The 22991-nt window shown below is 39.1% G+C and carries 21 protein-coding genes, 1 tRNA gene and 2 pseudogenes; 8 read left to right on the forward strand and 16 right to left on the reverse strand.

Going from position 1 to position 22991, the window contains the following annotated elements; translation table 11 throughout:
• Positions 1-187: 187 nt before the first annotated feature.
• On the reverse strand, positions 188-571 hold the full coding sequence (locus ACE01U_RS00565; RefSeq protein WP_058952316.1) for a DUF2946 family protein: 384 nt from the start codon (positions 569-571) through the stop codon (positions 188-190).
• A 459-nt stretch (positions 572-1030) separates the two neighbouring features.
• Between ACE01U_RS00565 and ACE01U_RS00570 the strand changes: the two genes are divergently transcribed.
• From ACE01U_RS00570 to ACE01U_RS00590, 5 genes are all read left to right on the forward strand, one after another.
• Positions 1031-1498 carry a DUF2946 family protein gene (locus ACE01U_RS00570; protein WP_395553175.1) on the forward strand — a complete coding sequence of 156 codons (468 nt, stop codon included), beginning with the start codon at positions 1031-1033 and terminating at the stop codon, positions 1496-1498.
• A gap of 152 nt (positions 1499-1650) precedes the next feature.
• A complete protein-coding gene (locus tag ACE01U_RS00575; protein ID WP_087513010.1) occupies positions 1651-3084 on the forward strand; it encodes a cytochrome ubiquinol oxidase subunit I in 1434 nt (477 codons plus the stop codon).
• Positions 3081-4085 (forward strand): cytochrome d ubiquinol oxidase subunit II, encoded by a 1005-nt coding sequence (gene cydB, locus ACE01U_RS00580; RefSeq protein ID WP_087512975.1) that lies wholly within the window; start codon positions 3081-3083, stop codon positions 4083-4085. The genes ACE01U_RS00575 and cydB overlap by 4 nt, the downstream gene beginning before the upstream one ends.
• 143 nt (positions 4086-4228) lie before the next feature.
• Positions 4229-4486: a helix-turn-helix domain-containing protein gene (locus ACE01U_RS00585; protein WP_078192112.1), complete on the forward strand. Its 258-nt coding sequence runs from the start codon at positions 4229-4231 to the stop codon at positions 4484-4486.
• A gap of 91 nt (positions 4487-4577) precedes the next feature.
• Positions 4578-4886 (forward strand): NifB/NifX family molybdenum-iron cluster-binding protein, encoded by a 309-nt coding sequence (locus ACE01U_RS00590; RefSeq protein WP_395553030.1) that lies wholly within the window; start codon positions 4578-4580, stop codon positions 4884-4886.
• Positions 4887-4964: 78 nt separating this feature from the next.
• Here ACE01U_RS00590 and ACE01U_RS00595 read toward each other — a convergent pair whose 3' ends face one another.
• The 15 genes and pseudogenes from ACE01U_RS00595 to efp form a co-directional block, all read right to left on the reverse strand.
• Positions 4965-5711, reverse strand: a complete 747-nt coding sequence (locus ACE01U_RS00595; protein WP_395553031.1) for an SDR family NAD(P)-dependent oxidoreductase — start codon at positions 5709-5711, stop codon at positions 4965-4967.
• A 53-nt stretch (positions 5712-5764) separates the two neighbouring features.
• The gene (locus tag ACE01U_RS00600; protein ID WP_395553032.1) at positions 5765-6385 is read right to left on the reverse strand and encodes a class I SAM-dependent methyltransferase; all 621 of its coding nucleotides are present in this window, start codon (positions 6383-6385) and stop codon (positions 5765-5767) included.
• Positions 6386-6409: 24 nt separating this feature from the next.
• Complete coding sequence (locus ACE01U_RS00605) at positions 6410-6745, reverse strand: carboxymuconolactone decarboxylase family protein (RefSeq protein WP_198488226.1); 336 nt, start codon at positions 6743-6745, stop codon at positions 6410-6412.
• Between the two features lie 55 nt (positions 6746-6800).
• A complete protein-coding gene (locus ACE01U_RS00610) occupies positions 6801-7196 on the reverse strand; it encodes a rhodanese-like domain-containing protein (protein ID WP_395553033.1) in 396 nt (131 codons plus the stop codon).
• A 100-nt stretch (positions 7197-7296) separates the two neighbouring features.
• Complete coding sequence (locus ACE01U_RS00615; protein ID WP_395553034.1) at positions 7297-8079, reverse strand: sulfite exporter TauE/SafE family protein; 783 nt, start codon at positions 8077-8079, stop codon at positions 7297-7299.
• A 41-nt stretch (positions 8080-8120) separates the two neighbouring features.
• Positions 8121-8852: pseudogene (locus ACE01U_RS00620) on the reverse strand (MBL fold metallo-hydrolase); the annotation flags it as partial.
• A 2-nt stretch (positions 8853-8854) separates the two neighbouring features.
• Positions 8855-8998: pseudogene (locus ACE01U_RS00625) on the reverse strand (tyrosine-type recombinase/integrase); the annotation flags it as partial.
• 219 nt (positions 8999-9217) lie between these two features.
• Positions 9218-9294, reverse strand: a tRNA-Val gene (locus tag ACE01U_RS00630).
• 43 nt (positions 9295-9337) lie between these two features.
• Entirely contained in the window at positions 9338-11329 is a 1992-nt protein-coding gene (locus ACE01U_RS00635) for a transglutaminase TgpA family protein (RefSeq protein WP_395553035.1), read from the reverse strand.
• Between the two features lie 9 nt (positions 11330-11338).
• On the reverse strand, positions 11339-12238 hold the full coding sequence (locus ACE01U_RS00640; RefSeq protein ID WP_395553036.1) for a DUF58 domain-containing protein: 900 nt from the start codon (positions 12236-12238) through the stop codon (positions 11339-11341).
• A gap of 16 nt (positions 12239-12254) precedes the next feature.
• Positions 12255-13211 carry an AAA family ATPase gene (locus tag ACE01U_RS00645; RefSeq protein ID WP_395553037.1) on the reverse strand — a complete coding sequence of 319 codons (957 nt, stop codon included), beginning with the start codon at positions 13209-13211 and terminating at the stop codon, positions 12255-12257.
• Between the two features lie 122 nt (positions 13212-13333).
• Positions 13334-14353 (reverse strand): 2-dehydropantoate 2-reductase, encoded by a 1020-nt coding sequence (locus tag ACE01U_RS00650; RefSeq protein ID WP_395553038.1) that lies wholly within the window; start codon positions 14351-14353, stop codon positions 13334-13336.
• Positions 14354-14587: 234 nt separating this feature from the next.
• The gene (locus tag ACE01U_RS00655) at positions 14588-14890 is read right to left on the reverse strand and encodes a YbdD/YjiX family protein (protein ID WP_395553039.1); all 303 of its coding nucleotides are present in this window, start codon (positions 14888-14890) and stop codon (positions 14588-14590) included.
• A gap of 13 nt (positions 14891-14903) precedes the next feature.
• Complete coding sequence (locus ACE01U_RS00660; RefSeq protein WP_086209565.1) at positions 14904-17006, reverse strand: carbon starvation CstA family protein; 2103 nt, start codon at positions 17004-17006, stop codon at positions 14904-14906.
• A 168-nt stretch (positions 17007-17174) separates the two neighbouring features.
• Positions 17175-17744 carry an elongation factor P gene (gene efp, locus ACE01U_RS00665; protein ID WP_086209566.1) on the reverse strand — a complete coding sequence of 190 codons (570 nt, stop codon included), beginning with the start codon at positions 17742-17744 and terminating at the stop codon, positions 17175-17177.
• Between the two features lie 312 nt (positions 17745-18056).
• Between efp and epmB the strand changes: the two genes are divergently transcribed.
• Genes epmB through ACE01U_RS00680 form a run of 3 tightly spaced genes read left to right on the forward strand, consistent with a single transcriptional unit; the run spans position 18057 to position 22941 of the window.
• Positions 18057-19073 (forward strand): EF-P beta-lysylation protein EpmB, encoded by a 1017-nt coding sequence (epmB, locus tag ACE01U_RS00670; protein ID WP_395553040.1) that lies wholly within the window; start codon positions 18057-18059, stop codon positions 19071-19073.
• Positions 19074-19087: 14 nt separating this feature from the next.
• Positions 19088-20833: a cyclic-di-GMP receptor FimW-related protein gene (locus ACE01U_RS00675; protein ID WP_086209568.1), complete on the forward strand. Its 1746-nt coding sequence runs from the start codon at positions 19088-19090 to the stop codon at positions 20831-20833.
• Positions 20815-22941, forward strand: a complete 2127-nt coding sequence (locus tag ACE01U_RS00680; protein ID WP_086209569.1) for an EAL domain-containing protein — start codon at positions 20815-20817, stop codon at positions 22939-22941. The genes ACE01U_RS00675 and ACE01U_RS00680 overlap by 19 nt, the downstream gene beginning before the upstream one ends.
• The last annotated feature ends 50 nt before the right edge of the window (positions 22942-22991 follow it).

The raw sequence follows: 22991 nt of genomic DNA on the forward strand, positions 1-22991 counted from the left end.
AAATTTGCTTCGCGGAGTAACCGGAATACTCACCATAAAATTCATCGGTCAGGTTTCTGTCCAAAGAAATAGAATGATTCCCTTTTAAATAAGGGTTCAATTTGAATTGAGGCATTTCAATTCCTTTTAAGCATAAGTTTCCATTGGAACATTTCATCCATGTTCCATTTACATAAGAGGTTGGAATCTAAGCAAATAAAGGAGGTGCACGCCCCTGAGGCGTTAGAAAAAGTCGCTGGAGAACAAAATAGACATGTTTAAATGCTTTCTGAAAAGACATTAAACGAATTTGAATACGATCTAAAATAGGGTTTAGATCAATCTCTAAATTTGCGACCAAATGACCATATGCAGTACAGAACATACATTGATGATCTAACTGATGATGATGTGCGGTTTTTGCAGTTTCTAACTTAATAGCATCAACATCGTGATGGTGTGATACATGTTGATGCTGTAGTTCTTGATTTTGTATCTGAGCTTTTAAATCGGAAATAGTTACGCATACCAGTGAGAATTGAAATTTCTCAGGTAGTAAAGGTTGCATAAAAACGGTTATTTGCAACAACATCGCAACTATCGCAAGGACAAATGCAGCTCTCAATTCAATATATAAATTGTAAAATCATAATTAACAATACCATTATTACTTTAAGATATCTAATGAGTAAAACTGATGAAATAATTCAATTTTAAAAAATCGAAAATCTTAAAGCACAAAGATTTAGATAATAATCGAATATGTAATAAATATCCCTACAATGTAGGGAAAATATTATCAACTACTTTACTTTATAAATTTTAATCATTATTTTTTAAAAGCAAAATTAATCATGCAAGATTTTAATATGAATTAAATCGGATTAAAATCAACCGCTTAATTATATAAAATCTATTTTTAAAATACTTTAATTAGACAAATTAAATAAAAATCAAAGTCTTCAAATTTAATACAATGTACTTTTAATAAATATATATTCTGCTACAATCCATTTTCCTTACTTGGATAATTGAGACCATCTAAGTGATCATGGTTTTAGGAAGATTGCTAGTATTCTCTGCAATCTTGTTACAGATTGCTGTTTTTCTACAGCCTTTACTTCCAGAGAAATATCAAATTTCTCCTGTCTGTGAAACTATTGTCCATGCACTTCAATTAGATACTTCTCACCATGAGCATAGCTCAAATCATTCTACGCATAATCACTCTCATCAAGAGTTGGATTTAGCTAATCATGATACTGAAAAGCTTAATCATGCATATCTCAAACAAAAATCTTCATCTAGCTATCATCACGATGCAAATCATCAATGTCAGTACTGTGTAGTTTACGCACATGTCGTTCCACTACCAGACATGGGTGTTAAAGAAGTAGTCGTGAGAATTCAAGTTCGGTTATTAGCTTTTAAAGAAGCTTTCTTTCATATCTTCTTTCTTTTAAAACAATTATTTCTGATCCCTCAAGGTCGAGCACCTCCTGTCTCTTTTGCTGTGTAAATTTATTGGCAATTCCTTATTGTTTTGAAATTTAATTAGTTGAAGAGACTAATCGCTATGTTTTTACTTTTAAAAAATGCACATATCTGTGTAGGCACACTCATATCAGAGCATATGCAATCTAGAGCATGCTTCGGATGTGGAGAGTTGCTATGACCTTAGGTTTTACGGCACTTGAGTTAGCACGTATTCAGTTTGCATTCACGGTGTCATTTCATATTATTTTCCCTGCGATTTCTATTGGGCTGGCAAGTTTTCTTGCTGTTTTGGAATGGCGATGGCTTAGAACAAACGACTCTATTTATCATGATTTATTCAAATTCTGGGTGAAAGTATTTGCATTGTCATTCGGCATGGGTGTCGTTTCTGGTGTCGTAATGAGCTATCAGTTTGGAACAAACTGGAGTGAATTTTCTCGATTTGCAGGAGGCATTACAGGCCCCTTACTAAGTTATGAAGTTCTAAGTGCCTTCTTCTTAGAGGCTGGATTTTTAGGCATTATGCTTTTTGGATGGGGCCGAGTCGGCAAAAAAGCACACTTTTTTGCCACATTAATGGTCGCTATCGGTACATGTATTTCAATGTTCTGGATTTTGTCTTCAAACAGTTGGATGCAGACACCTCAAGGCTTCACCATTGAAAATGGAATTGTAGTACCTCAAGATTGGTTTGCTATTGTTTTTAACCCGTCCTTTATCTATCGCTTATTCCATATGGCACTTGCAGCCTTTTTAGTGGCAGCTCTTCTTGTTGCTGCTACTGCTGCTTGGCACTTACTCAAAGGCCGTAGAGATGCATTAGTCAAAACATCATTTTCTATGGCACTTTGGTTAATCCTCATTTTAGCTCCCCTCCAAGTTTTTATAGGTGATGCCCATGGTTTAAATACCCTAAAACATCAACCAGCCAAACTTGCTGCTATGGAAGGCCATTGGGAAACGAACCATGATCATGGGATGCCCTTATATTTATTTGGTATTCCTGATATGCAAGAAGAACGCACGAAATATGCGATTGCAATTCCACATTTAGGAAGCTTAATTCTGACCCACTCCATGAATGGGACGGTGAAAGGATTAAAAGACTTTGCGCCTGAAGATCGCCCAAATTCAACAATAGTATTTTGGAGTTTCCGTATCATGGTTGGGCTAGGTATGCTTATGCTCTTCCTTGCAGTCACTGCCCTATGGCTCAGAAAAAAAGGCAGCCTCTATGAGAGTAAGTGGTTTCATCGCTTTGCAATCCTGATGGGCCCTTCAGGCTTCATCGCCTTACTCGCAGGTTGGTTCACCACAGAAGTAGGACGTCAGCCATGGATTATCTATGGCGTTATGAGGACAAAAGATGCCCTTTCTCCTGTTTCGGCAGAACAGGTTGGATTAACTCTGATTATTTTTGTGATCGTGTATTTCATTGTCTTTGGTGTGGGCATTTATTACATGCTCAAACTCATGCATAAAGGACCAGAGTTTTTAAATAACGCACCAGAAGAAATTGGAGGCGTTGGCCATTTCAAAACACCAATGCGACCTCTGAGTGCCATTGATGAAAAAATTGATGATCAGGATCAAGGAGCATCTTTATGATTGATTTATCTTTAATCTGGATTGTCATTATTGCAGTTGGTGTTTTTATTTACGTTGTACTTGATGGCTTTGATTTAGGTATCGGGATTTTATTCCCTTTTATTAAAAACCAGCAAGAACGTGATGTCATGATGAACACCGTTGCCCCCGTTTGGGATGGTAATGAGACATGGATGGTTTTAGGTGGTGCTGGTCTTTTTGCGGCTTTTCCTATTGTCTATTCAGCGGTTCTGTCAGCCTTATATTTACCTATCATCTTGATGGTAATAGCTTTGATTTTTAGAGGCGTGGCTTTTGAGTTTCGTTTCAAAGCTACTCGAACAAAGTACATTTGGGATAATGCATTTATTTGGGGCTCTATTGTTGCCAGTTTCTTACAAGGTGTAATCTTAGGAGCTTATATTCAGGGTATTGATATTGTTGATAATCGTTACGCTGGTGGTGGCTTTGACTGGTTAACACCTTTTTCATTATTTACAGGTTTGGGTGTTGTAGTCGTTTATGCAGCATTGGGATGTGGTTGGCTCATCATGAAGACTGATGACGTACTACAAAAGCATATGTATAAATTAATGCCCAAGCTTTTGATTAGCTTATTGGTTATTTTCATTGCTGTCAGTATCTATACGCCAATCGCACATCCACAAATTGCTGAGCGCTGGTTTAATCCCACTCAATTGATTTATTTTAGCCCAGTCCCTTTGCTTGTTCTAGTTTGTACCGTTTTAGCGGTACGCTCATGTATTAAGCAAAACCAAGCTATGCCTTTTTTATATACATTAGGACTCGTATTTCTGGCTTACACAGGTTTCTGTATCAGTATTTTTCCTTACATTATCCCTCCTTCAATTACCATTTGGGATGCTGCTGCACCTGCCAATAGCCAACTATTTGCACTGATTGGCGCACTGATCTTAATTCCAATCATACTTGTCTATACCGCCCTATCATACTGGGTATTCAGAGATAAAGTTCGTGTTGGGGATGAAGGTTATCATTAAAGGAATTTCTAATGAAATTATCTAAATTCCAATGGTTCATCTTGTTATGGCTAGTCGGTTTCTTAAGTTTATTGGTGATTGCCATGAGCTTTAGATTCTTACTTCAACTTGCTTATTAGGTTCTTAGAAAGAAGAGGATATTTATGCATCTACTTCAACAGCACCATGTGAATTTTAATCATGATTTCCCATATATCGTTAATTTAACATTAGCTCAGGAAATCATTAGAGCACGTAAAAAAATGAATATCTCTCAACAGCAGTTAGCATCTAAACTTGGCATATCCCCAAGAACGCTAGAAAGTTGGGAAAGAGGTGTTCGTCATCCATCAAGTTCAGCACAGGCTTTAATCAAACTGTTTATAAAGTCACCTCAGTTTGTATTGGAAAATCTTTCCTGAAGAGCCTGAGCCATATTTTGAGTGATTTAAAAAACGTTAAAAACTGATACGAACCAGTAAAAGGTAACCGTATCTGTTTGGAGAAATTTTCATGTTTATTGTGATCACATCTCAGAACCGGCGTCATATTACGCCCCATGCGGGGAAATGTCGGAAATTCTGGAAATATGAATTAAAAGATGGAGAAGTGACTGACAAACAACTTATCGAAGTTGAAAAGGAGCAATCCTTTTCCCAGTCTGGAGAAGTGCTCGAAAAACTGCTGCCGATGGATATATTCGTAACCACGGGAATGGGCGATCGATTACGAGAAAAACTCAGAAATATTGGTGTTCATGTCATGGTAACAACAGAAATTGAGCCCGAACAATTTATCTACAGTTTAATTTCAGCCAAATAAAAGTCTGGATGGAAGCTGTAATTTATCATGAACAAAATAAGAAAACCCTGCAAATGCAGGGTTTTCTTATTTAATTTATTATTGTGAAGTATAAGAACCATCAACAGTATATTGACTACCAGTCACAAATGAAGCTTCATCAGATAATAGAAAAGCCACTACTTGAGCAACTTCTTCTGGTTTACCCAATCGACCAACTGGATGAAGTTTCACTAATTCTGATTCCTCAAATTCTCCAATTAATGGGGTTTGGATATAACCAGGGTGAACTGAATTAATGCGTATACCTTGATTAGCGTACTCCAATGATGCAGTCTTTGTCAGGCCAGTCACACCATGTTTCGCCGCAACATATGCTGAGATGTTCTTTGTCCCGACTAAACCTAAGATTGATGCGGTGTTAACAATCGCTCCACCACCTGACTTAAGTATTGCTGGAATCTGATAATGCAGCCCATAGAAAACAGCATTCAAATTAATATCTATGACTCTACGCCAGGCCTCTATACTCAACTCAGCAATCGGATTGACGTCACCTAAGATACCCGCATTATTAAAGGCTAAATGTAGAGCCCCAAAGCTTTCCACGGCAAACTCAACAGCTTGCTTCATTTCCTCAGGATGAGATGTATCTGTTTTATTCGCAACAGCATGACCGCCAGCAGTCATAATTTCAGCTGCAACTTTCTCAGCCGCATCAAGATTGATATCTGAAACAACAACTTTTACCCCTTGTTGAGCAAGAAGCAGCACTGTACTTCGCCCAATACCCGAACCCGCACCTGTAACTAAAGCCACTTTATTATTAAAACGTGTTGACATCATAAACCTCTCTTTTTTATAAAATGAACATGCTCGTGCTTGAACCGTTTTACGCTCTATTTCTTCACTTGGATTGCAAATTGAATTACATGGCATTTTCCGTTATGTAAATTGCCTTCATGACGTTCCTGCTCACCCACATAAAAATGATAAAGATGATCATTTTTAAATACTGAAAGAAACGACATTGGATCGTACAAATAGTTAATATCTTTCGGACCACCGGTTTGATAATCAATCTGCTCTTTAGAATAAAGCTCTCCAATAAACCAGCCATTGTTTGTCAATGCTTGACGAATCCCAGTGAGAACATTGAATTGAGTATTTTCGTCAAAATGCCCATACACACACATCACATTTTGATAACGCTCTCTTGGCCATTCGACATCATTAAGATCAAAATTTCTAAGTGTGAAGTCAAAACCAGCTTGTTGGGCTTTTACAGATAAGTGTTGCAAAGCAACTTTTGAGTAATCCCATATTTCTGCCGAAAATGAATCATTTTGCTGTTTCGCTTTATCAGCCAAATAAAGGATATTCCTCCCCTCACCCTCTGATATAGCAAGAGTTTTTCCCACAACTGGAACCTGATCTGCTATCTGTTGAATAAAATGATTGGGCGAAATGCCATACAGATCCTGTGTTTGCGAATAAAGATTATCCCAATGCTGATTCATATCTTTTCCCAATGATTGAAAAAATTAAGCTGTAAATTCTTTAAATGCTTCCAATGCATTAGCGGCATACATCAATGAAGGACCTCCCCCCATATAAACTGCAACCCCAAGTACTTCTTCCAACTCTTGTAATGTCATCCCCAATTTGACTAGAGTTCTGACATGAAAACCGATACAGCCATCACATCGTGCTGCAACACCAATCGCTAAGGCAATCAGTTCTTTGGTTTTAGGATCAATAACACCATCTCGCATTGCAACTTGTGACAATTGATTAAAACTTTTCATTAAATCAGGAGAATCCTGTGCTAATGTTTTTAAACTGCCTGAAATATTTTGAGTTAATTCTTTGTACTTCATGATTTTCTCACTTGGATATCTATAAACTTAGATTAGACTTAAAATAGGAATCTGGTTATTTCTCTACTGGATAACCCTGCTCTAGCCATGCTTGAAATCCCCCCTGAACAGATTTCACCTGAGTAAACCCCATATTCTGTAAAGTATCTGTAGCCAGAGCTGATCGTCCACCCGTCCCACAAATCAAATAAATCGGCTGATCCTTCAAATGCTCAAGCGCTTGGGCTGTATCACAGTGATGGCTGGCGAACGGATGCTGATGAATACGCATTTCTAAAACCCCACGTGGATAGTTCACAGCGCGATCTATAGCTGCTGCTTGAAACTCTTCGGGCTCGCGCACATCAATAAGAATTGTTTTATGATTTTTGATTGCTTCAAGTAAGCCCTCTACCGTCACTTCTTGAATTCGGTTTTTTGCCATTGAAATTAATTGTTCTGCTGTTTTCATTACTCTTCACCTCTTCCGATCTATAGAAATCTGGTCTCTGATTAAATATTCATGTCTTTAAAATGCAGTTTTTAAATTTGGATCTAGCCCCTTGTTTGTATTAAGTTATGATGACTGTAGAAATTAAATAAAATGCTACGCTTATGACAGTTATGGCAAAAACCTTTTGGATTTGACTATTCTTAACTAAAGGCATCAAACTTCTACCAATCAACATCCCAGCCATGCAAGCTAAAACGAAAGTCAGCGTGACCGAAACGGGGTATTGAAAACCATCTAAAATATGAGCTGAAATGCTGACACCACCTATCAGTAAAATAATCATCAATGAGGTCGCAACAATACTTCGCATATCAAGATCAGTTACTTTACTCAGTGCTGGAACAATCACGAATCCCCCACCTACCCCAAGCAAACCGGTCAATAAACCTGCCACGACACCAATGGTGCCGAGAGACAATGCAGTTTTCATGTTCCAAATCAGATGACCAGTTGTTTGGTTAACTTTACACAGCACACCTGTGTGGTCATTCACTTTTTTAACAAAAATCCGATAAGCAACCACGAGCATGACTAAACTGAATGCCAAGGTAAGCCATACAGGAGAAATGATTCCTCCCAAATGCACACCATAACGTGCTGAAGGAATGCTAATCAGTGCAATCCAAAACGCAGCCCGATAGCGTACTATCTTCTTAAATAAGCCTTCAAATGTTCCAACCAAGGCAGATAAAGTGACTGCAAGCAAGCCAACAGGTGCAGCTTGTGCGACCGTCCATCCTTGACTTGCCATCAGTGCGGGTACAGCCAGAATGCCACCACCGGCACCTGTTAACCCTAGCAAACCACCGATGACTAAGCCTTCAAGTATTAGTATCCACATCGCTACTGTCACCCTCTCTTACCAAACCAATTAAACAAAACTTATTGTTTAATCTTAAAATTTGCATATTTGAAGTAATTAAGCGGAAGCTTTAAATAAGGAACACCATTCTCTTCTGGTTCAGGGAATTGTCCTGCTTTCATGTTGATCTGTATCGAAGGCAGAATCAGTTTGGGCATACTTAAACCTGCATCACGCTTATTTCGCATTTCGACAAAATCATCTTTGGTCGTGCCATCGTGAATATGGATATTCTGATTTTTTTGAGTCTGAATATCCGTTTCACACATATAGGTATCGCGCTTTTCTGGCAAATAATCATGGCAGAGAAATACACGTGTTTTCTCAGGCAATTGATATAAGCTTTGTACTGAATCAAAAAGAATTGATGCGCTTCCCCTTGGGAAATCACAGCGTGCCGTACCGTAATCCGGCATAAACAAGGTATCACCCACAAACACGGCATCACCGATGACATAACTCAAGCAGGCTGGCGTATGTCCAGGAGTAGGGATGTTATATGCTTCGATTGAACCAATTAGAAATTGCTCATGATCATCAAACAAATAATCAAATAATTGTTGGGTATTCCACTGTTTGATATCCAAATGATAAATCGCAGCAAAGGTCTCTTGTACCGCAGCAATTCTCTGACTCATGGCGATTTTTCCGCCTAATTGGGTTTTGAGATATTGTGCAGCAGTTAAATGATCGGCATGAACATGGGTTTCTAAAATCCACCCGACTGTTAAACCCTGCGCTTTGACAGCTGCTTTTCATACTCGAGCTGTAATTCCATGAGTCGCTTGTGCGCCCATTGAATACATTCTTGTGAGGTATCTTTAGTTGCTGCATCACGAAGATGCTTGTATTTGACTTGGATGCGCCAGGCATTGCCACGTTTGACAGGTTTTTGCATATTAATAAACTCTCAATATTTGGTGCCGAAAACGGGCGCCATCCATCTTGAGATACATACGACCATCTCAAAATGGCGCCCGAAAGCGAAATATAAAGCAGTTTTTAATGCAAATTTTGGGTATTTTGATTCCCCAAAGCTGACCTATTTGACAATAAAAACAGGGTAATATCGCTACAATATCACCCTTAAAATATTGATTTTACTCAATATATATCTTGGTAGGTATATCCAGACTCGAACTGGAGACCTCTACGATGTCAACGTAGCGCTCTAACCAACTGAGCTATACACCTAAAGTTCCTGCATAATATTCACTTTTAAAAAGTATGACAAGCGCTATTTCTTGTTTTTTAACGCAGATGTGCAAGTTTTAAGCATTCGTTTAAATTGTTGAATATTTTTTGCATTCAACAGATTGAAATAACGTATTTGTTGATAATAATCAGCTGCCTGCTTAAATAAAACTTGCTGTTCAGGTTTAACCTCTTGAGCTAAGCGCAACAACCATTGATTTACCGTTTCGGCATTTTGCTTACGCTGCTCTGCGGTTAAGCTTTTAGAAAAATGCAAAATTGCAAGATCATATTCAGAAATCTGAGCACGTTTACGCCAAAATATAGCGAACCAGTACAATAGAACTAATCCACCAATACTGATCATAATCAGCAATACTAATGAATAACTGGATTGAAGTCCCAATTTTTGCAACCACCCCCTTTGAGTTTCTGCATTATAACCAACGACTTTGCTTTGCCATTGATAACTGGCATAGTCACTCCAAATCCGCATTTTATTTAATACGGAATAGCGCTGTACATTCCACCGACTACTCTGCCCCCAAACCCTAGTATCTTGACTCATTAAGTCTTGCATACCCTGTTCAATACGCTGTGGCGCAATCATGGCTGTTGGATCATAGCGTTTCCAGTACCCATCCACAAAGACTTCTGCCCATGCATGTGCATCTAACTGTCGAACTTCCCAACTTTTTGCATCTGGTGAAAGCTGACCACCTTGATAACCGACCACGATACGGGCAGGAATTCCCACATAACGCATCAGCATCGCAAAACTAGAGGCATAATGTTCACAAAACCCTTGTTTAGACTGAAACAAAAACTCATCAATACGATGTTGCCCCAACAAACCTGGCTGCAAGGTATAGCTAAAGCCATTATTACGATACCATTGCAAAACATTTTGGATATAACGGTTCGGATTGTCATTACTTTGTTTAAAGAGTTGTTGTGCAAATTGTTGTGCTTTCAGATCCATTTGCTCAGGCGCTTTTAAGTTAATACTTCGTTGCACATTGGATAATTTAGTTTGAGTAAGTTGGACATTTCCCATCCATTGTAGTGAAATCGGCTCTACACGCTGTACTTGACGATAAGCCTGAATACTCCAATCCTGACGTAGCTGATAACGTCGCTCTAAAGGTTGTGAATATTCCAATCCCATGATCCAAGGAATCGCGGCATCGGCGGGTAAATATTGATAGTTCCATTTTTTAGATGCAGATATTTGGCCTAGCGTCTCATTTGCAATACTTTGCTGATTGATAAAACTACTGGTCCACTTTTGACCATCATACTGATCTAAGACCATCGCACGCCAGTAAAGCTCAGAACGCTTTGGGAGCTGACGAACATCGCCAATAATACGAAAAGCCAAATGACTCGACTGAGATAATTGTGCAATATCACCAGGTGACATACTGTCGCTCATGCCTGTCACCGCTTTATTTTCAGGAATTGGAATATGCCAAAGTGGGGGTAAGCGTGGAAAAAACATAAACAACAGCACAAAAAAAGGCAGTGCGAGACCTACAAATTTAATGACGTGTTTTGCATCTTGCTTTAAAGCCAAACTACTCGAATTTTGAGATACGAAAAAACTGGTTTGAACTCGATACAGTCCCAATAAACAACTGAGCAAGCACAGTAAAACCATGGCAGCCATCATAAATGACTGACTATGTAGAAACATACTCGCCGCAACAAATAATGCAAAATTAAACAAAATGATCACATCACGCTGCGTTTTTGTTTCTAAGGCTTTCGCAAAGAGAAAGATGCTTAAAATAGCTACGCCCGCTTCCACCCCTAAAAAGCTTTGATAGCTCCAAAAAGTGACCGCTAGAGCAGCAAGGGTCAAAATGTAAATTGCCCATTTCGGGAAATGGTTGCCCGCAGATTGCATGAAATTCCACAGACAACCGATACAAATGGCGAAAATGACACTCAATAGTACAGGACTAAAACTTAGTTGTGTGACCCAAATCAAACTCAGTGTCAGTACAATCGCAATACGAATAGAAGAATGCATATTTCTCTCCTATGCCTGTGCCAAAAGTAATTTAGCTTGGAAGTATTGTTCTCGACCTATGCCTTTGGCTAGCTCAGCATGTGGTAAATACAATGCATAGGCGTACTGCAACTGCTCACATTGTTCAACCAAGCCCATCATCAAACTTAACTTTTCTTCATGCGAAGAACTCGGCATATGTGCATAGTGGATTTCTAAACTGTGTTGATCCTGATGTTGTTCAAAGACTTTAATGAATAAACCTTGTCCTTGCGCCACTTGTTTCCATGAAACGGCCTGTAGAGAGTCACCTTCTTTAAAATTTCGCAATTCGCGGAATTCATCCATGTCAGGTTCAAAACTGTGTTGCTGTTGTTTGTTTTCAGCCGCCAAAGACTTAGCTTGAGGTGCTATCCACACAGGTGCTTGGATAAAAAAATAACTCCATGCACGAACAAGGCCAAACGGATATGTTGAGTAAATTTTGATTTGAGGGAAACCAAACTGCCCGCGATCTTTTGGAAAAAAATTTAAATCGACCACCTTATGGATATCTTGAATAAACAACTGTTCTATATGATCTGCATAAGCAATCCAGAGGTATCGAGGCTGTGAATGATGTTGTTTGAAATGCATTTGTAATTGCAATGCACTCTCAACTTGCCCTATTTCAGGTAAAACCAGATCAATACTAAGACCATGCAACTGTTTAAAAGTTAAATAAAAACTCATACACAGCACAGCGCTGATTAAGAAACAAAACGCTAAAATTAAGTTATTGGCATAATTCACCCCTGCAATAAAGGTGATGAAAATCAAAACCAAATACAAATATCCTTGCTGATAAATAAACACCAATACATCTTTTTGGGTCAGTTGTTTTTCAGCCTTAAATTGAAAGCGTTTCGTGATCCAGTTTTGCCACAGCATGCGTCTGCTTATCCTATCAGTAAACTTTGACTTGCTTCAGAAGTTGCTCAGTTTCAGCCTCACCCAGCCCAATACGATGTGCAGTCACTGCGACAAACACAGCCTGTACATCATCTGGGGTTACAAATGAGCGTGATTCTATCAATGCATAAGCTTGCGCTGCTTTTTTTAAAGCCAGTACGCCACGGGTAGATAAACCATGTCGACCTTTACGTGTTTTTGTAGCTAAATCTAAAATATAGTCCAATATTTCTTCAGACAAATAGATCTGCGGCACCATAACTTGTAAAGTAAGGATATCTTGCTCTGAAAATACCGTCATCAATTGTTGGATCAAATCATGACGGGACTGTTGTTGCAATAACGCTTTTTCTGCCTGACGTGATGGATAGCCCAAAGATAACCGCATGAGGAAACGATCAAGTTGTGACTCTGGCAGCGCATAGGTTCCACTTTGAAAAAGAGGATTTTGTGTTGCAATCACCCAAAATGGCTGTGGTAGCACATAACGACTTGCATCAATCGTCACTACACCTTCTTCCATTGCCTCTAGAAGCGCACTTTGCGTTTTTGGGCTACAGCGGTTGATTTCATCTGCCAGTAAAATTTGGGTAAAAATTGGACCTTGTTTAAACTCAAACACATGTTCTTTTTGGTTAAACATATTCACCCCAATCACATCACTCGCCAGCATGTCATTGGTAAATTGAATACGTTTGAATTGAAGACCGGCCAAATGTGCTAAGCTACTGGCCAATGTCGTTTTTCCTAAACCAGGCAAATCCTCAAATAAAATATGTCCACCAGCCAAAAGGCTAGATAAAGCCAACTTGGTTTGTTGGTTTTTATCAAGAACAATTTGATTCACTTGCTTGAGGAATTCTTGAATTTTGGGATAAAACGCATTGATTTTCGACTGATCCAGTTTATCTACTTGCGTAGGCGTAATCTTCTTTTCTGTTCCCCAAAGCACGTTGTATGCCCCCAATCAAAATATAAACCAAGGTTTAACATACAGGTTTTTAAACCATACTCAAAGATGAACTTTATAAATATTCAATATTTGCGTTAATAGGTGAGATATTGTTATTAGATCTACTCTCTGGCAGCAGCGTTCAACTGATCTTTCAAATCGCTCGCACTTATTGAAAATGATTGAGGAGATTTCTCAGCGAGTTTAACCAGTTCTATTAATCTTGCATTGATCGGAGCTTGTTGACCAGATTGCTCTGCGAGTTTTAAAACCTCACCATTAATCCAATCAATCTCTGTAAGCCGACCTGCTAGTAAATCATCTTGCATGGATGAGCGAGCCAATGGATCAATTTCTAACATCTTTCGACTTAATAATTTAAATATAGGATTGGGCAAACTCAAAATCTTAGGAATGAGATGTGTAGGAACTGCGGTTAACTTTGCAGGTTTAATCTGTGCTTCACTGAGAAGCGCCATGGCTTCTTTTTGCACCATAGCCAAACATTCGCGATATTTACGAATCGACAACTGTTCCTTTAGCGGTTTTTTTGACAAGGCATTGATTGAATTATTTAAGTTAAGTAAAAGCTTAGCCCACTGTACAGCTAGCATGTCTTTTTCAAAAACAATCTCTAAACCTGCTTTTTGAAACGCATTTTCAAGCAAGTTTTGATTCGGATATTGCTTAACACTTAATGCACCAGACGTACCTTGATGATAATGCCCAGCTTCTTGCGTGGCGACGTTAAAAGGAACCATCCCCTCTAAAATCATCGGTCCTTGCAAAACCCTTTTTAAAATAGGGACATTACTCAAACCATTTTGAAAACTGATGATCAGTGGAGTTTTAGACCCTAAATATTCTTTGAGTTCAGATGCAACTTGCTCTGTTGCAGCCGATTTGACACAAATAAAAATCACGTCTGCATCCACAACCTGAGTAGGATCAGTCGTCAGTTTGAGTTGATGGGGTGCAAGTTTGATATTATTGCCTAAATAATCAGTGAGCTCCAACCCAAACTGAGACAGTTCTTGATAAATCCGCGGGCGGCTAATAAAGGTGACATCACTCCCAGCAGCAACCAATCTTCCACCTAAATAACACCCAATACTTCCAGCACCATAAATAAATATTTTCACTAAATTGCCCTATTCCCAATATTCAGACAATTTTAAAACCTCTCTCCCTACAAAGCTGTCAGATATACGACATCTTCACCTATGTAGTGAATATGCTATGTAGGATGATACCTCAGCCCATCCAGCTATCGAATTCAAATAATATAACCCAATCCAGCTTGGCGCTTTGCTTATTACATCTGGTTTGCAATAAAAAACGACACCGAAGTGTCGTTTTTTAAGTCACGGACTCAATCAACAAGGGCACTTTTTCATACCGTTACTTGCAGACGGATAACGTGCATCCACACAATGGCGATAAAATGTTTTAGCATCCATCGGCTCTAAATCTGGATGATATTTTTTCATATGTTCCAAATAGTTGGGATAGTCTGGCACTCCCACCATCAAACGGAAACTTTGTTGCAACCGTTGCCACAGCGTCGCAATTCGAGACCAATTTTTAGGATTGAGAATTAAATCTTTCTGCGACATTACGGTCATTTTGATGATTTTATAAATCATCGTCTTTCCACTTTTGGCAAACTTTAGATTCATCTAAATTCCCCTTTTAATGTCCAGATTTTGAAGGCTGAATGTCTTCAGGATCACGATAAATCGCTTCAGCTTCGTGCACTGTTGGGACAGGGCTTGCAAGCGCACGGCGAATGACCTTAATTGCAGCAAACAACATCACAATCGCCACAATCATAAAGAATCCACACAGTGCCGCATTGATCTGATTCGATAATGCAACCGTTTGCATTTCAGCTACTGTTTTTGCTGGTGCTAAAATTTCATTATTTGCAATCGCTTTGTTAAAACGTTCAGCCTGCGCTAAGAAGCCAATTTTTGGATTTTCATGGAAAATCTTTTGCCAGCCCGCAGTCATACAGGTCACTAATAAGAAAATTGTTGGAACAATCGTGACCCAAACATATTTTTCTTTCTTCATTTTAAAGAGGATTACAGTACCTAACATTAGCGCCATAGCAGCAAGCATTTGGTTACCCACACCAAACAGTGGCCATAAGCTATTGATACCACCGAGTGGATCCACCACACCTTGATAAACGAAGAAACCCCAACCTGACACAGCAACCGCTGTACCCAACAAGTTTCCAAAGAAGTTATGTGAGTTTTTCACCGCAGGAACCACAATACCTACAGTATCTTGCACCATGAAACGGCAAGCACGCGTACCCGCATCAACCGCTGTTAAGATGAACAGTGCTTCAAACAAAATAGCGAAGTGATACCAAAATGCCATCATTTCACGACTATTGAAAATCTCTGTGATGATATGTGCCATACCAATGGCAAAAGTTGGTGCTCCGCCTGTACGCGACAGAATCGTACTTTCACCCACTTCCTGTGCCAACAAAGTTAAAGCTTCTGGAGTAACCACAAAACCAAGATTTCGTATTGCTTCAGCAGCAGTATCAGCACTTGTTCCAATCAATGCTGCTGGTGAGTTAATTGCAAAATATACACCTGGTTCTAATACTGCAGCACAGATCAAGGCCATGATTGCAACAAAAGACTCCATAAGCATACCGCCATATCCGATCATACGAATATCGCGCTCATTATTGACCAGTTTAGGAGTCGTTCCTGATGATACTAGAGCATGGAAACCTGAAATTGCACCACAGGCAATGGTAATAAATAAGAATGGGAACAACGAACCTGCAAACACAGGACCTGTACCATCAATAAATTTAGTAATCGCAGGAAGTTTCATCTCTGGCATGGCAAAAATAATACCAACCGCTAAGCCTGCAATCACACCAATTTTTAAGAAGGTTGATAGATAATCACGTGGTGCAAGCAACAGCCAAACAGGCAATGCTGAAGCCACGAAACCATAAATAATCAATGCCCACGTCAATTGAGTGCCCGATAAGGTAAAGAATTCACCCCAATATGGATGTTGTGCAATATCTCCACCATAGACAATGCCCAGCATCATCAACACGAAACCAATCACAGACACTTCTGCAATTTTACCCGGACGGATAAAACGCATATAAATTCCCATAAAGAGCGCAATTGGAATCGTGGCTGCAATACTAAATACGCCCCATGGACTGTGTGCAAGTGCCTTGACCACCACAAGCGCCAAGACCGCTAGGATAATAATCATGACCCCCAATGCACCAAGCATAACCACAATGCCGGCAAAGGTTCCAAGTTCTTGTTTTGCCATTTCCCCGAGTGAACGTCCATCACGACGGGTAGAGATAAACAAGACTAAAAAATCTTGAACCGCACCTGCGAGCACTACACCCACAAGTAACCAGATGGTGCCCGGTAAATAACCCATTTGTGCTGCTAAAATAGGGCCAACCAATGGTCCTGCACCTGCAATCGCTGCAAAGTGATGTCCAAACAATACACTCTTGTTGGTCGGAACATAATCCAAACCATCATTTAAACGATGTGCAGGTGTTAAACGGCGTTCATCCAGTTCAAAAACTTTAGTTGCTATAAATAAACTGTAGAAGCGATAAGCGATGCTATAAATACAGCCCGCAGCAAGTACGAGCCAGATGGCATTGACATGCTCACCACGACTTAGTGCCAATATCCCAAAAGAGACTGCACCGACGATGGCTACCAGTAGCCAAATGATTTTTGAAGTCAGAGTCGACTTCGGCTGAACAGATTCCATTTCAATCCCTCATATTTGTTGCATTCAATCAGCGTATTTAATTATTCGAGGTACTGCTGTTTTCCTTTGCGACTTTACTCTGCATCTCCTTGTTTTGATCTAAGACTTTGGCATAAAAAAAGGGATGATTCACATCATCCCTTCCGATAATAGTCTATTTTTAAACCATTATGCACGTTCTAAATAATCGCCTGTACGCGTATCTACACGAACGCTTTCTTCTTGCTGTACAAATAATGGAACACGCACTACAGCACCTGTTTCCAATTTTGCTGGTTTACCGCCACCACCAGACGTATCACCACGTACACCTGGATCAGTTTCAACAATTTTTAAAACAACAAAATTTGGTGGGCTAACCGTTAATGGCACGCCATTGAACAACATAATGGTACATTTTTCATTTGAATCGTCTTTTAACCATTTAGCAGCATCGCCCATTGCTGTTTTATCAGCAGCGATCTGTTCAAATGATACAGGATCCATGAAGTTCCACATTTCACCATCGTTGTACAAGTATTCCATTTCTACTTCTACGATGTCAGCCGCTTCCAGAGAATCACCAGACTTAAATGTTTTTTCTAACACTTTACCAGAACGTAAATTACGTAGTTTTACACGGTTAAATGCTTGACCTTTACCTGGCTTTACATATTCATTTTCCATGATAGAACATGGGTTACCGTCAAGCATAACCTTAAGGCCTGACTTGAAATCATTTGTAGAATAATAGGCCATGACTGGCGCACTCCAAACTAACTAACTTAAATATTTATGTCTTAATCTTAAGCACTAAAACGCTGAAACGCTTAGCTATTAAGATAGGGCATCTTTTTTGATGCCTCGTATTGTAAATGAGCAAGGCGTTATGAAGCAATGAAAATCCACTGCCTATACGCCGTAGATCTTGATAAAATAGCGCTGTTTTGTCTGTTTATGTGTTTTGAAAACATCTTTTTTGAGCTGTAGACACCTCAACAACTCGTTTCAGCATCATTACTTTTGATAGCGTAACTTCCTTTTATCTAGCATTTGATCCCTTTATTTGGCATGACACATTATTTGTACCAAGAGCAAAATTGGCAATCTCAGCTCAGTGACTTAATTACCAATCCTTTAGAATTACTTCACGTTTTAGAGCTTTCTCCTGAGCAACTGCTGTCGGGTGCCCTTCTCGCTTCGACCCAATTTAAGCTCCGTGTTCCGCGTGCTTTTGTGGCCAGAATGCAAAAAGGCAATCCACTTGACCCACTCCTGCTGCAAGTATTGCCCCATCACCTTGAACTTGAAGAACATCCTGACTTTGTGACAGATCCACTTGGTGAAGAAGAAGCCAATCAACAACCTGGTGTTTTACACAAATACAAAACTCGCTTTTTATTGACCTTAACTGGAGCTTGTGCTGTTCATTGCCGTTATTGTTTCCGTCGACATTTTCCCTATCAAGAAAACCTGCCAAAGTCAGAAGATTGGATCAATATTCAAAACTACATTCGGTCACAACCTGACATTAATGAAGTCATTTTGAGTGGCGGAGACCCGTTAACCCTGTCAAATCGCAAATTAAAAGTGTGGATTGAGCGTTTAGAAAGTCTACCTCAACTTAAATTTTTGAGAATTCATTCACGAGTTCCTATCGTAATCCCCAACCGTGTCGATGAAGAGCTAATTTCCATCTTAAAAAACAGTAGGCTGCGCATTATTCTAGTGGTACACTCAAATCATGCATCGGAATTGGATGATTTGACCTGCCGACAATTACAGCAATTAGTCGCAGAAAAAATCACCGTTTTAAATCAGGCGGTTTTATTGAAAGGGGTCAATGATCATGTTCAAATTTTGACAGATTTGAGCTACCGTTTATTTGATGCAGGGGTTTTGCCATACTATTTACATGTTTTAGATAAAGTAAAAGGTGCGCACCATTTTGATTTAAACCCGCAGGACATTGATTTTCTTTATCAAGCATTATTGGCGAACCTACCTGGCTATCTGGTTCCCAAATTGGTGAGGGAAATTGCGGGAGAAAAGAATAAGACACCACTTTTCGGGGTTTCAACTTTTTGAGTTAAATAATAACGATGATGACGAGTACTTCAGATATCTTCCAAAAGCCAACTGAGTTAAAGTTGGACAAGCTTAGTTTCTGCCCAAGCACAGTCAAAGGCTTACAAGAATGGTTAGCGAATTTATCCATTTTGCAATTGGGCGACTCTTCTCGTTCTCTATTTCAAGCTCTCCTTGAAGTTTCAGAACTTCAAGTCAGCGAAACACTTCGCTTTGACTTAGTTCAAGTTCTTCATTCAAATTTAGAAAATGTACTGACCAGCTTAGAAAAACACTTTTTTAATCAGGGTTTAATTACCACAGATCGCAATGACCACATTATTGAGCTTGCCTTATTAATGCGTAGTCATTTTGCTAAAGTGTATATCGACATTGCAAAACGTGTTTCTCAGCAAATCACTCAAAATAAATTTTCCCTTTTTGCATTTCATCAAAAAAAGAATCTGCAAACTGCACGCACCGTGTCGAGCTACTATGCGTTACAGCAACTATCTTTGTTGTTATATCAACAGCATTTACTGTACAGCTCTCCTATTCCGGGACAATGGCTCGCTGCACACCAACTATTAGATTCAGCCATTCAAAATAACTTCTACTTGACCAATATCAATCAGGTTCAAGGAACACAGCATCAACTTAGCAATATTAGCCAAGCTTATGCACAATTGATTTTATTAGATATTTTTAATACGCACCAAATTCGCCCAGGTGAAATTCAAGGTTTATTTTTGTGTAGCTTTGATTGGGCAAAACTAGTACAAATTCTGCCGAAAGAAACGACCTTATCTCGCTATATTGTCGATGCGTCGAAAGACTATCCTCCAACTTATAATTCTCAAAAGAATAGTCACATACAACCCAATATTTTTATTTCGACGCAAGCTTTGCTTGATCATTTGACAGAGATGCAAACCAAACGCGCTGAACCACTGTCACGGGATGAAAAGATTTTCCTTACTCCTGCGTTGCATTTCCATATTCATAATTTATTGACCAATAATATTGAACGTAAACATGAACGTTACGAATATTCAGCTCAGTTACAAATTTGTTTTGGCTTGTCTGTAGCGCATTTCTATTTATCTAAAGGCAAGAATTTTCACGAAACTTTAGAGCTCGAAGGAAATTATAATTTCCAGAATGAAAGTCACGTGATCAACTCGATGAATAGCAATATTCCTGTTGAAACGAGTACCGTTCGTGTCATTGATCGAGAATCTAAACAAATTTATCCAGCTGAAGTACTTGATATTAGCGTCAATGGTTATCGTATACGCTGGACAGGCCCAACACCTGCACACCTCAAAACAGGTGAATTCATTTTGGTTCAAGAAAATGCACATAGCCAATGGCGTGGCGGTGTAATTCGCTGGATTAAACAATCAAGCGAAAAAAGTTTAGAACTCGGTTTAGAAATCTTGGCACAAGACCTCTTCCCTTGTGCGGTCATGGTTAAAACAGACCGTCATAGCCAGAACTATCAGCCCGCCCTATTAGTTCAAACCTCACAGCTTGATGAAGTCCACACCAGCTTAATCGTTCCTGGTTCTAATATGTACCGTGAAAAGCAGACCATACATTTACGCTTAGGCAATCAAGATCTTAAAATTTATTTAGTCAAAGCTCATCTAATTACACAAAGTTTTATTCGTTTTGACTATGAATTATTAAACGATCAACAAGAACCTCTGGTTCAAAGTTTTATTCAAAAGCAAATGAATGCTATTAAAAATCACGATTTATGGGAAGCATTGAAGTGAGAAATCCATTATTGTCTAAAAAGTTAAAACGTACGGAAACACGTTTACTCATTATTGATGATAATCAGATCCGTTATAACCAAATTCGTGACCTTTTAACTTCTAGTGATCATCAAGTCCAAGCAACTTTGCTCGATGATTTACAAAATTTCGAAAAGCAACTTCACCTATCTTGGGATGTGGTCATTTTTGGTCGTGCATATGACTTAAAATACGAACAAGCCTTGACTCTAATTCACAATTCTAAACAAGTGAATTTACCTTTAATATTACTCAAACCAGATGACTATCAAGACAATCAATACGCAAATTTTATTCGTAAGGGTGTCTATGACATTTTGGACTTAAACCAAGCTGATCCCTTTTATTTAGGTTTATTACGCGCCTTAGCATTAAGTCGTTTATCTCAAAGCCAACAGCAACTCATGAATGAGCTTGAAACTGCACAAAATCAGGCGCAAGCTTTGGTCGAAGAAAGCAATAAAGCTGTCGCATTAATTCAAGAAGGCATTCATGTTTCAGCTAATGCAGAGTATCTCCAACTGTTCGGCTTAAACTCTGAGGATGATATTATCGGTCAACCTTTGCTCGATATTATTCAACCTCAAGATGTAAATGACTTTAAACAGCGATTCAAAAAAATTTCGCAAGGTCAATTTGACCTAGGTGCATTTGAAGTACATACCCTTAATAGCAAAGCCCAATCTAAGAATCCATTAAAAATCGAGTTCTTAGCAGCTCCTGAAGATGATGCCCTTCAACTTACAATTGAAGTTGAATCTGAAATCGCCACCACCCCAACAACACCGAACGAAAAACAGCCTATAAGTCCAAATATTTATCAACAAATTAACCGCAGTCTGACCAAGCAACCCTCAGATCACAATGCTTTGGTTAGCTTTGCTCTCAGCTCGTGTCCAGATGAAATTTTTAATGCCAACTGGGCAACCACGCGCGATTATTTCAATAATATTTACAGCTTTTTAAACGAACAGACTCATGTGCCCCTGTTCAAAGCGGGTGGACAAACGATTGTGGGATTATTCCAAGCAGAGTCCCAAGCCAAACTTGAGTCTAAGCTCATCGCCTTAAATGCACTAACTAAACCACAGCTGATTACTGTTGATCAGAGTAGCTATCCTGTGAATTTGCGTATTGGATACACTTTGTTAAAGGGTGAAGTTTCAAATCAAGACCAATTTGAAAGCTTACTCTGTACTGCATTTACGACTTCCTTGCCAACCAATCAAGACGATTGCGAAATTGACCAAAAAACAAGTATCAGTATGCCCGTAATGGAGTTCATCAATCCGACGGTTAATGAAACTCTCGAAACTGAAAAAACAGCAAACGAACCAACGATACTTAAAGCCTTACATGTAGCATTGGACCGTGGTGAAATTCACCTCAAATACCAACAGCTCTATGATAAAGAGGATACCAATTTATACACTTACGAAGTGACTTGTGGTTTTATTTATGGCAACACATGGAAAGATCTTTCTTGTCTTAAAGAGTTAAGTGAAGACCCTGAACTGTCTATTAAACTTGATCGTTGGATTTTAGTTGAGTCATGCAAACAGTTACATAATTTTATTACTCAATATCCTGAGGCAAAACTGATTGTAAACTTAAACAAAGCTGTCCTCTTTAATGACCGCTCATTCCCTGAGTTTATTGCCAAACTCATTACGATTGTCCGTAGCAAACTCAGTCATCCAATTATCTTACAATTCTCAGAGGATGACATCAGCCAAAATCTTGCTGAAGCGCAGAAGTATATTGCTCAACTTCGTCAATACGGCGCTGAAATCTCAATTCGTGACTTTGGCAACACCATTTATAGCGAATCTATCCTACGCCAACTGGATATAAACAATTTGACTCTGCATGAAAACTTAACTCGTATGCTCAGTAGTGATGCCAACACAGAAGAATTACAAGAAAAAGTTGCGGTCTATCATCAATTGAAAAACATTCAAATTATGTTGCGTGATCTGAATGATATGACTTCGTTTGCTAATGCGTGGAATGTCGATGCCCGCTTTATTCAAGGCGATTATTTCCAGAAAAAACTGGATCATCTGATTGACGTGCAAGATCAGTAAAGCTTAAAGCTAAGTTCTCTACCTCTAAACGTTAAGACTCCTAGATGGAG

This window comes from Acinetobacter halobius, assembly GCF_044130335.1.
Taxonomy (GTDB): Bacteria; Pseudomonadota; Gammaproteobacteria; order Pseudomonadales; family Moraxellaceae; genus Acinetobacter.

What these genes read in the sequence shown, in the direction of transcription:
- ACE01U_RS00635 (WP_395553035.1), bottom strand. Translation starts at nt 11,329, where the DNA reads ATGCATTCTTCTATTCGTATTGCGATTGTACTGACACTGAGTTTGATT.
- epmB (WP_395553040.1), top strand. Translation starts at nt 18,057, where the DNA reads ATGACACATTATTTGTACCAAGAGCAAAATTGGCAATCTCAGCTCAGT.
- ACE01U_RS00660 (WP_086209565.1), bottom strand. Translation starts at nt 17,006, where the DNA reads ATGGAATCTGTTCAGCCGAAGTCGACTCTGACTTCAAAAATCATTTGG.
- cydB (WP_087512975.1), top strand. Translation starts at nt 3,081, where the DNA reads ATGATTGATTTATCTTTAATCTGGATTGTCATTATTGCAGTTGGTGTT.
- ACE01U_RS00680 (WP_086209569.1), top strand. Translation starts at nt 20,815, where the DNA reads ATGGGAAGCATTGAAGTGAGAAATCCATTATTGTCTAAAAAGTTAAAA.
- ACE01U_RS00600 (WP_395553032.1), bottom strand. Translation starts at nt 6,385, where the DNA reads ATGAATCAGCATTGGGATAATCTTTATTCGCAAACACAGGATCTGTAT.
- ACE01U_RS00595 (WP_395553031.1), bottom strand. Translation starts at nt 5,711, where the DNA reads ATGATGTCAACACGTTTTAATAATAAAGTGGCTTTAGTTACAGGTGCG.
- ACE01U_RS00640 (WP_395553036.1), bottom strand. Translation starts at nt 12,238, where the DNA reads ATGCTGTGGCAAAACTGGATCACGAAACGCTTTCAATTTAAGGCTGAA.
- ACE01U_RS00615 (WP_395553034.1), bottom strand. Translation starts at nt 8,079, where the DNA reads ATGTGGATACTAATACTTGAAGGCTTAGTCATCGGTGGTTTGCTAGGG.
- ACE01U_RS00590 (WP_395553030.1), top strand. Translation starts at nt 4,578, where the DNA reads ATGTTTATTGTGATCACATCTCAGAACCGGCGTCATATTACGCCCCAT.
- ACE01U_RS00675 (WP_086209568.1), top strand. Translation starts at nt 19,088, where the DNA reads ATGATGACGAGTACTTCAGATATCTTCCAAAAGCCAACTGAGTTAAAG.
- ACE01U_RS00565 (WP_058952316.1), bottom strand. Translation starts at nt 571, where the DNA reads ATGTTGTTGCAAATAACCGTTTTTATGCAACCTTTACTACCTGAGAAA.
- efp (WP_086209566.1), bottom strand. Translation starts at nt 17,744, where the DNA reads ATGGCCTATTATTCTACAAATGATTTCAAGTCAGGCCTTAAGGTTATG.
- ACE01U_RS00585 (WP_078192112.1), top strand. Translation starts at nt 4,229, where the DNA reads ATGCATCTACTTCAACAGCACCATGTGAATTTTAATCATGATTTCCCA.
- ACE01U_RS00575 (WP_087513010.1), top strand. Translation starts at nt 1,651, where the DNA reads ATGACCTTAGGTTTTACGGCACTTGAGTTAGCACGTATTCAGTTTGCA.
- ACE01U_RS00570 (WP_395553175.1), top strand. Translation starts at nt 1,031, where the DNA reads ATGGTTTTAGGAAGATTGCTAGTATTCTCTGCAATCTTGTTACAGATT.
- ACE01U_RS00610 (WP_395553033.1), bottom strand. Translation starts at nt 7,196, where the DNA reads ATGAAAACAGCAGAACAATTAATTTCAATGGCAAAAAACCGAATTCAA.
- ACE01U_RS00655 (WP_395553039.1), bottom strand. Translation starts at nt 14,890, where the DNA reads ATGAATCTAAAGTTTGCCAAAAGTGGAAAGACGATGATTTATAAAATC.
- ACE01U_RS00605 (WP_198488226.1), bottom strand. Translation starts at nt 6,745, where the DNA reads ATGAAGTACAAAGAATTAACTCAAAATATTTCAGGCAGTTTAAAAACA.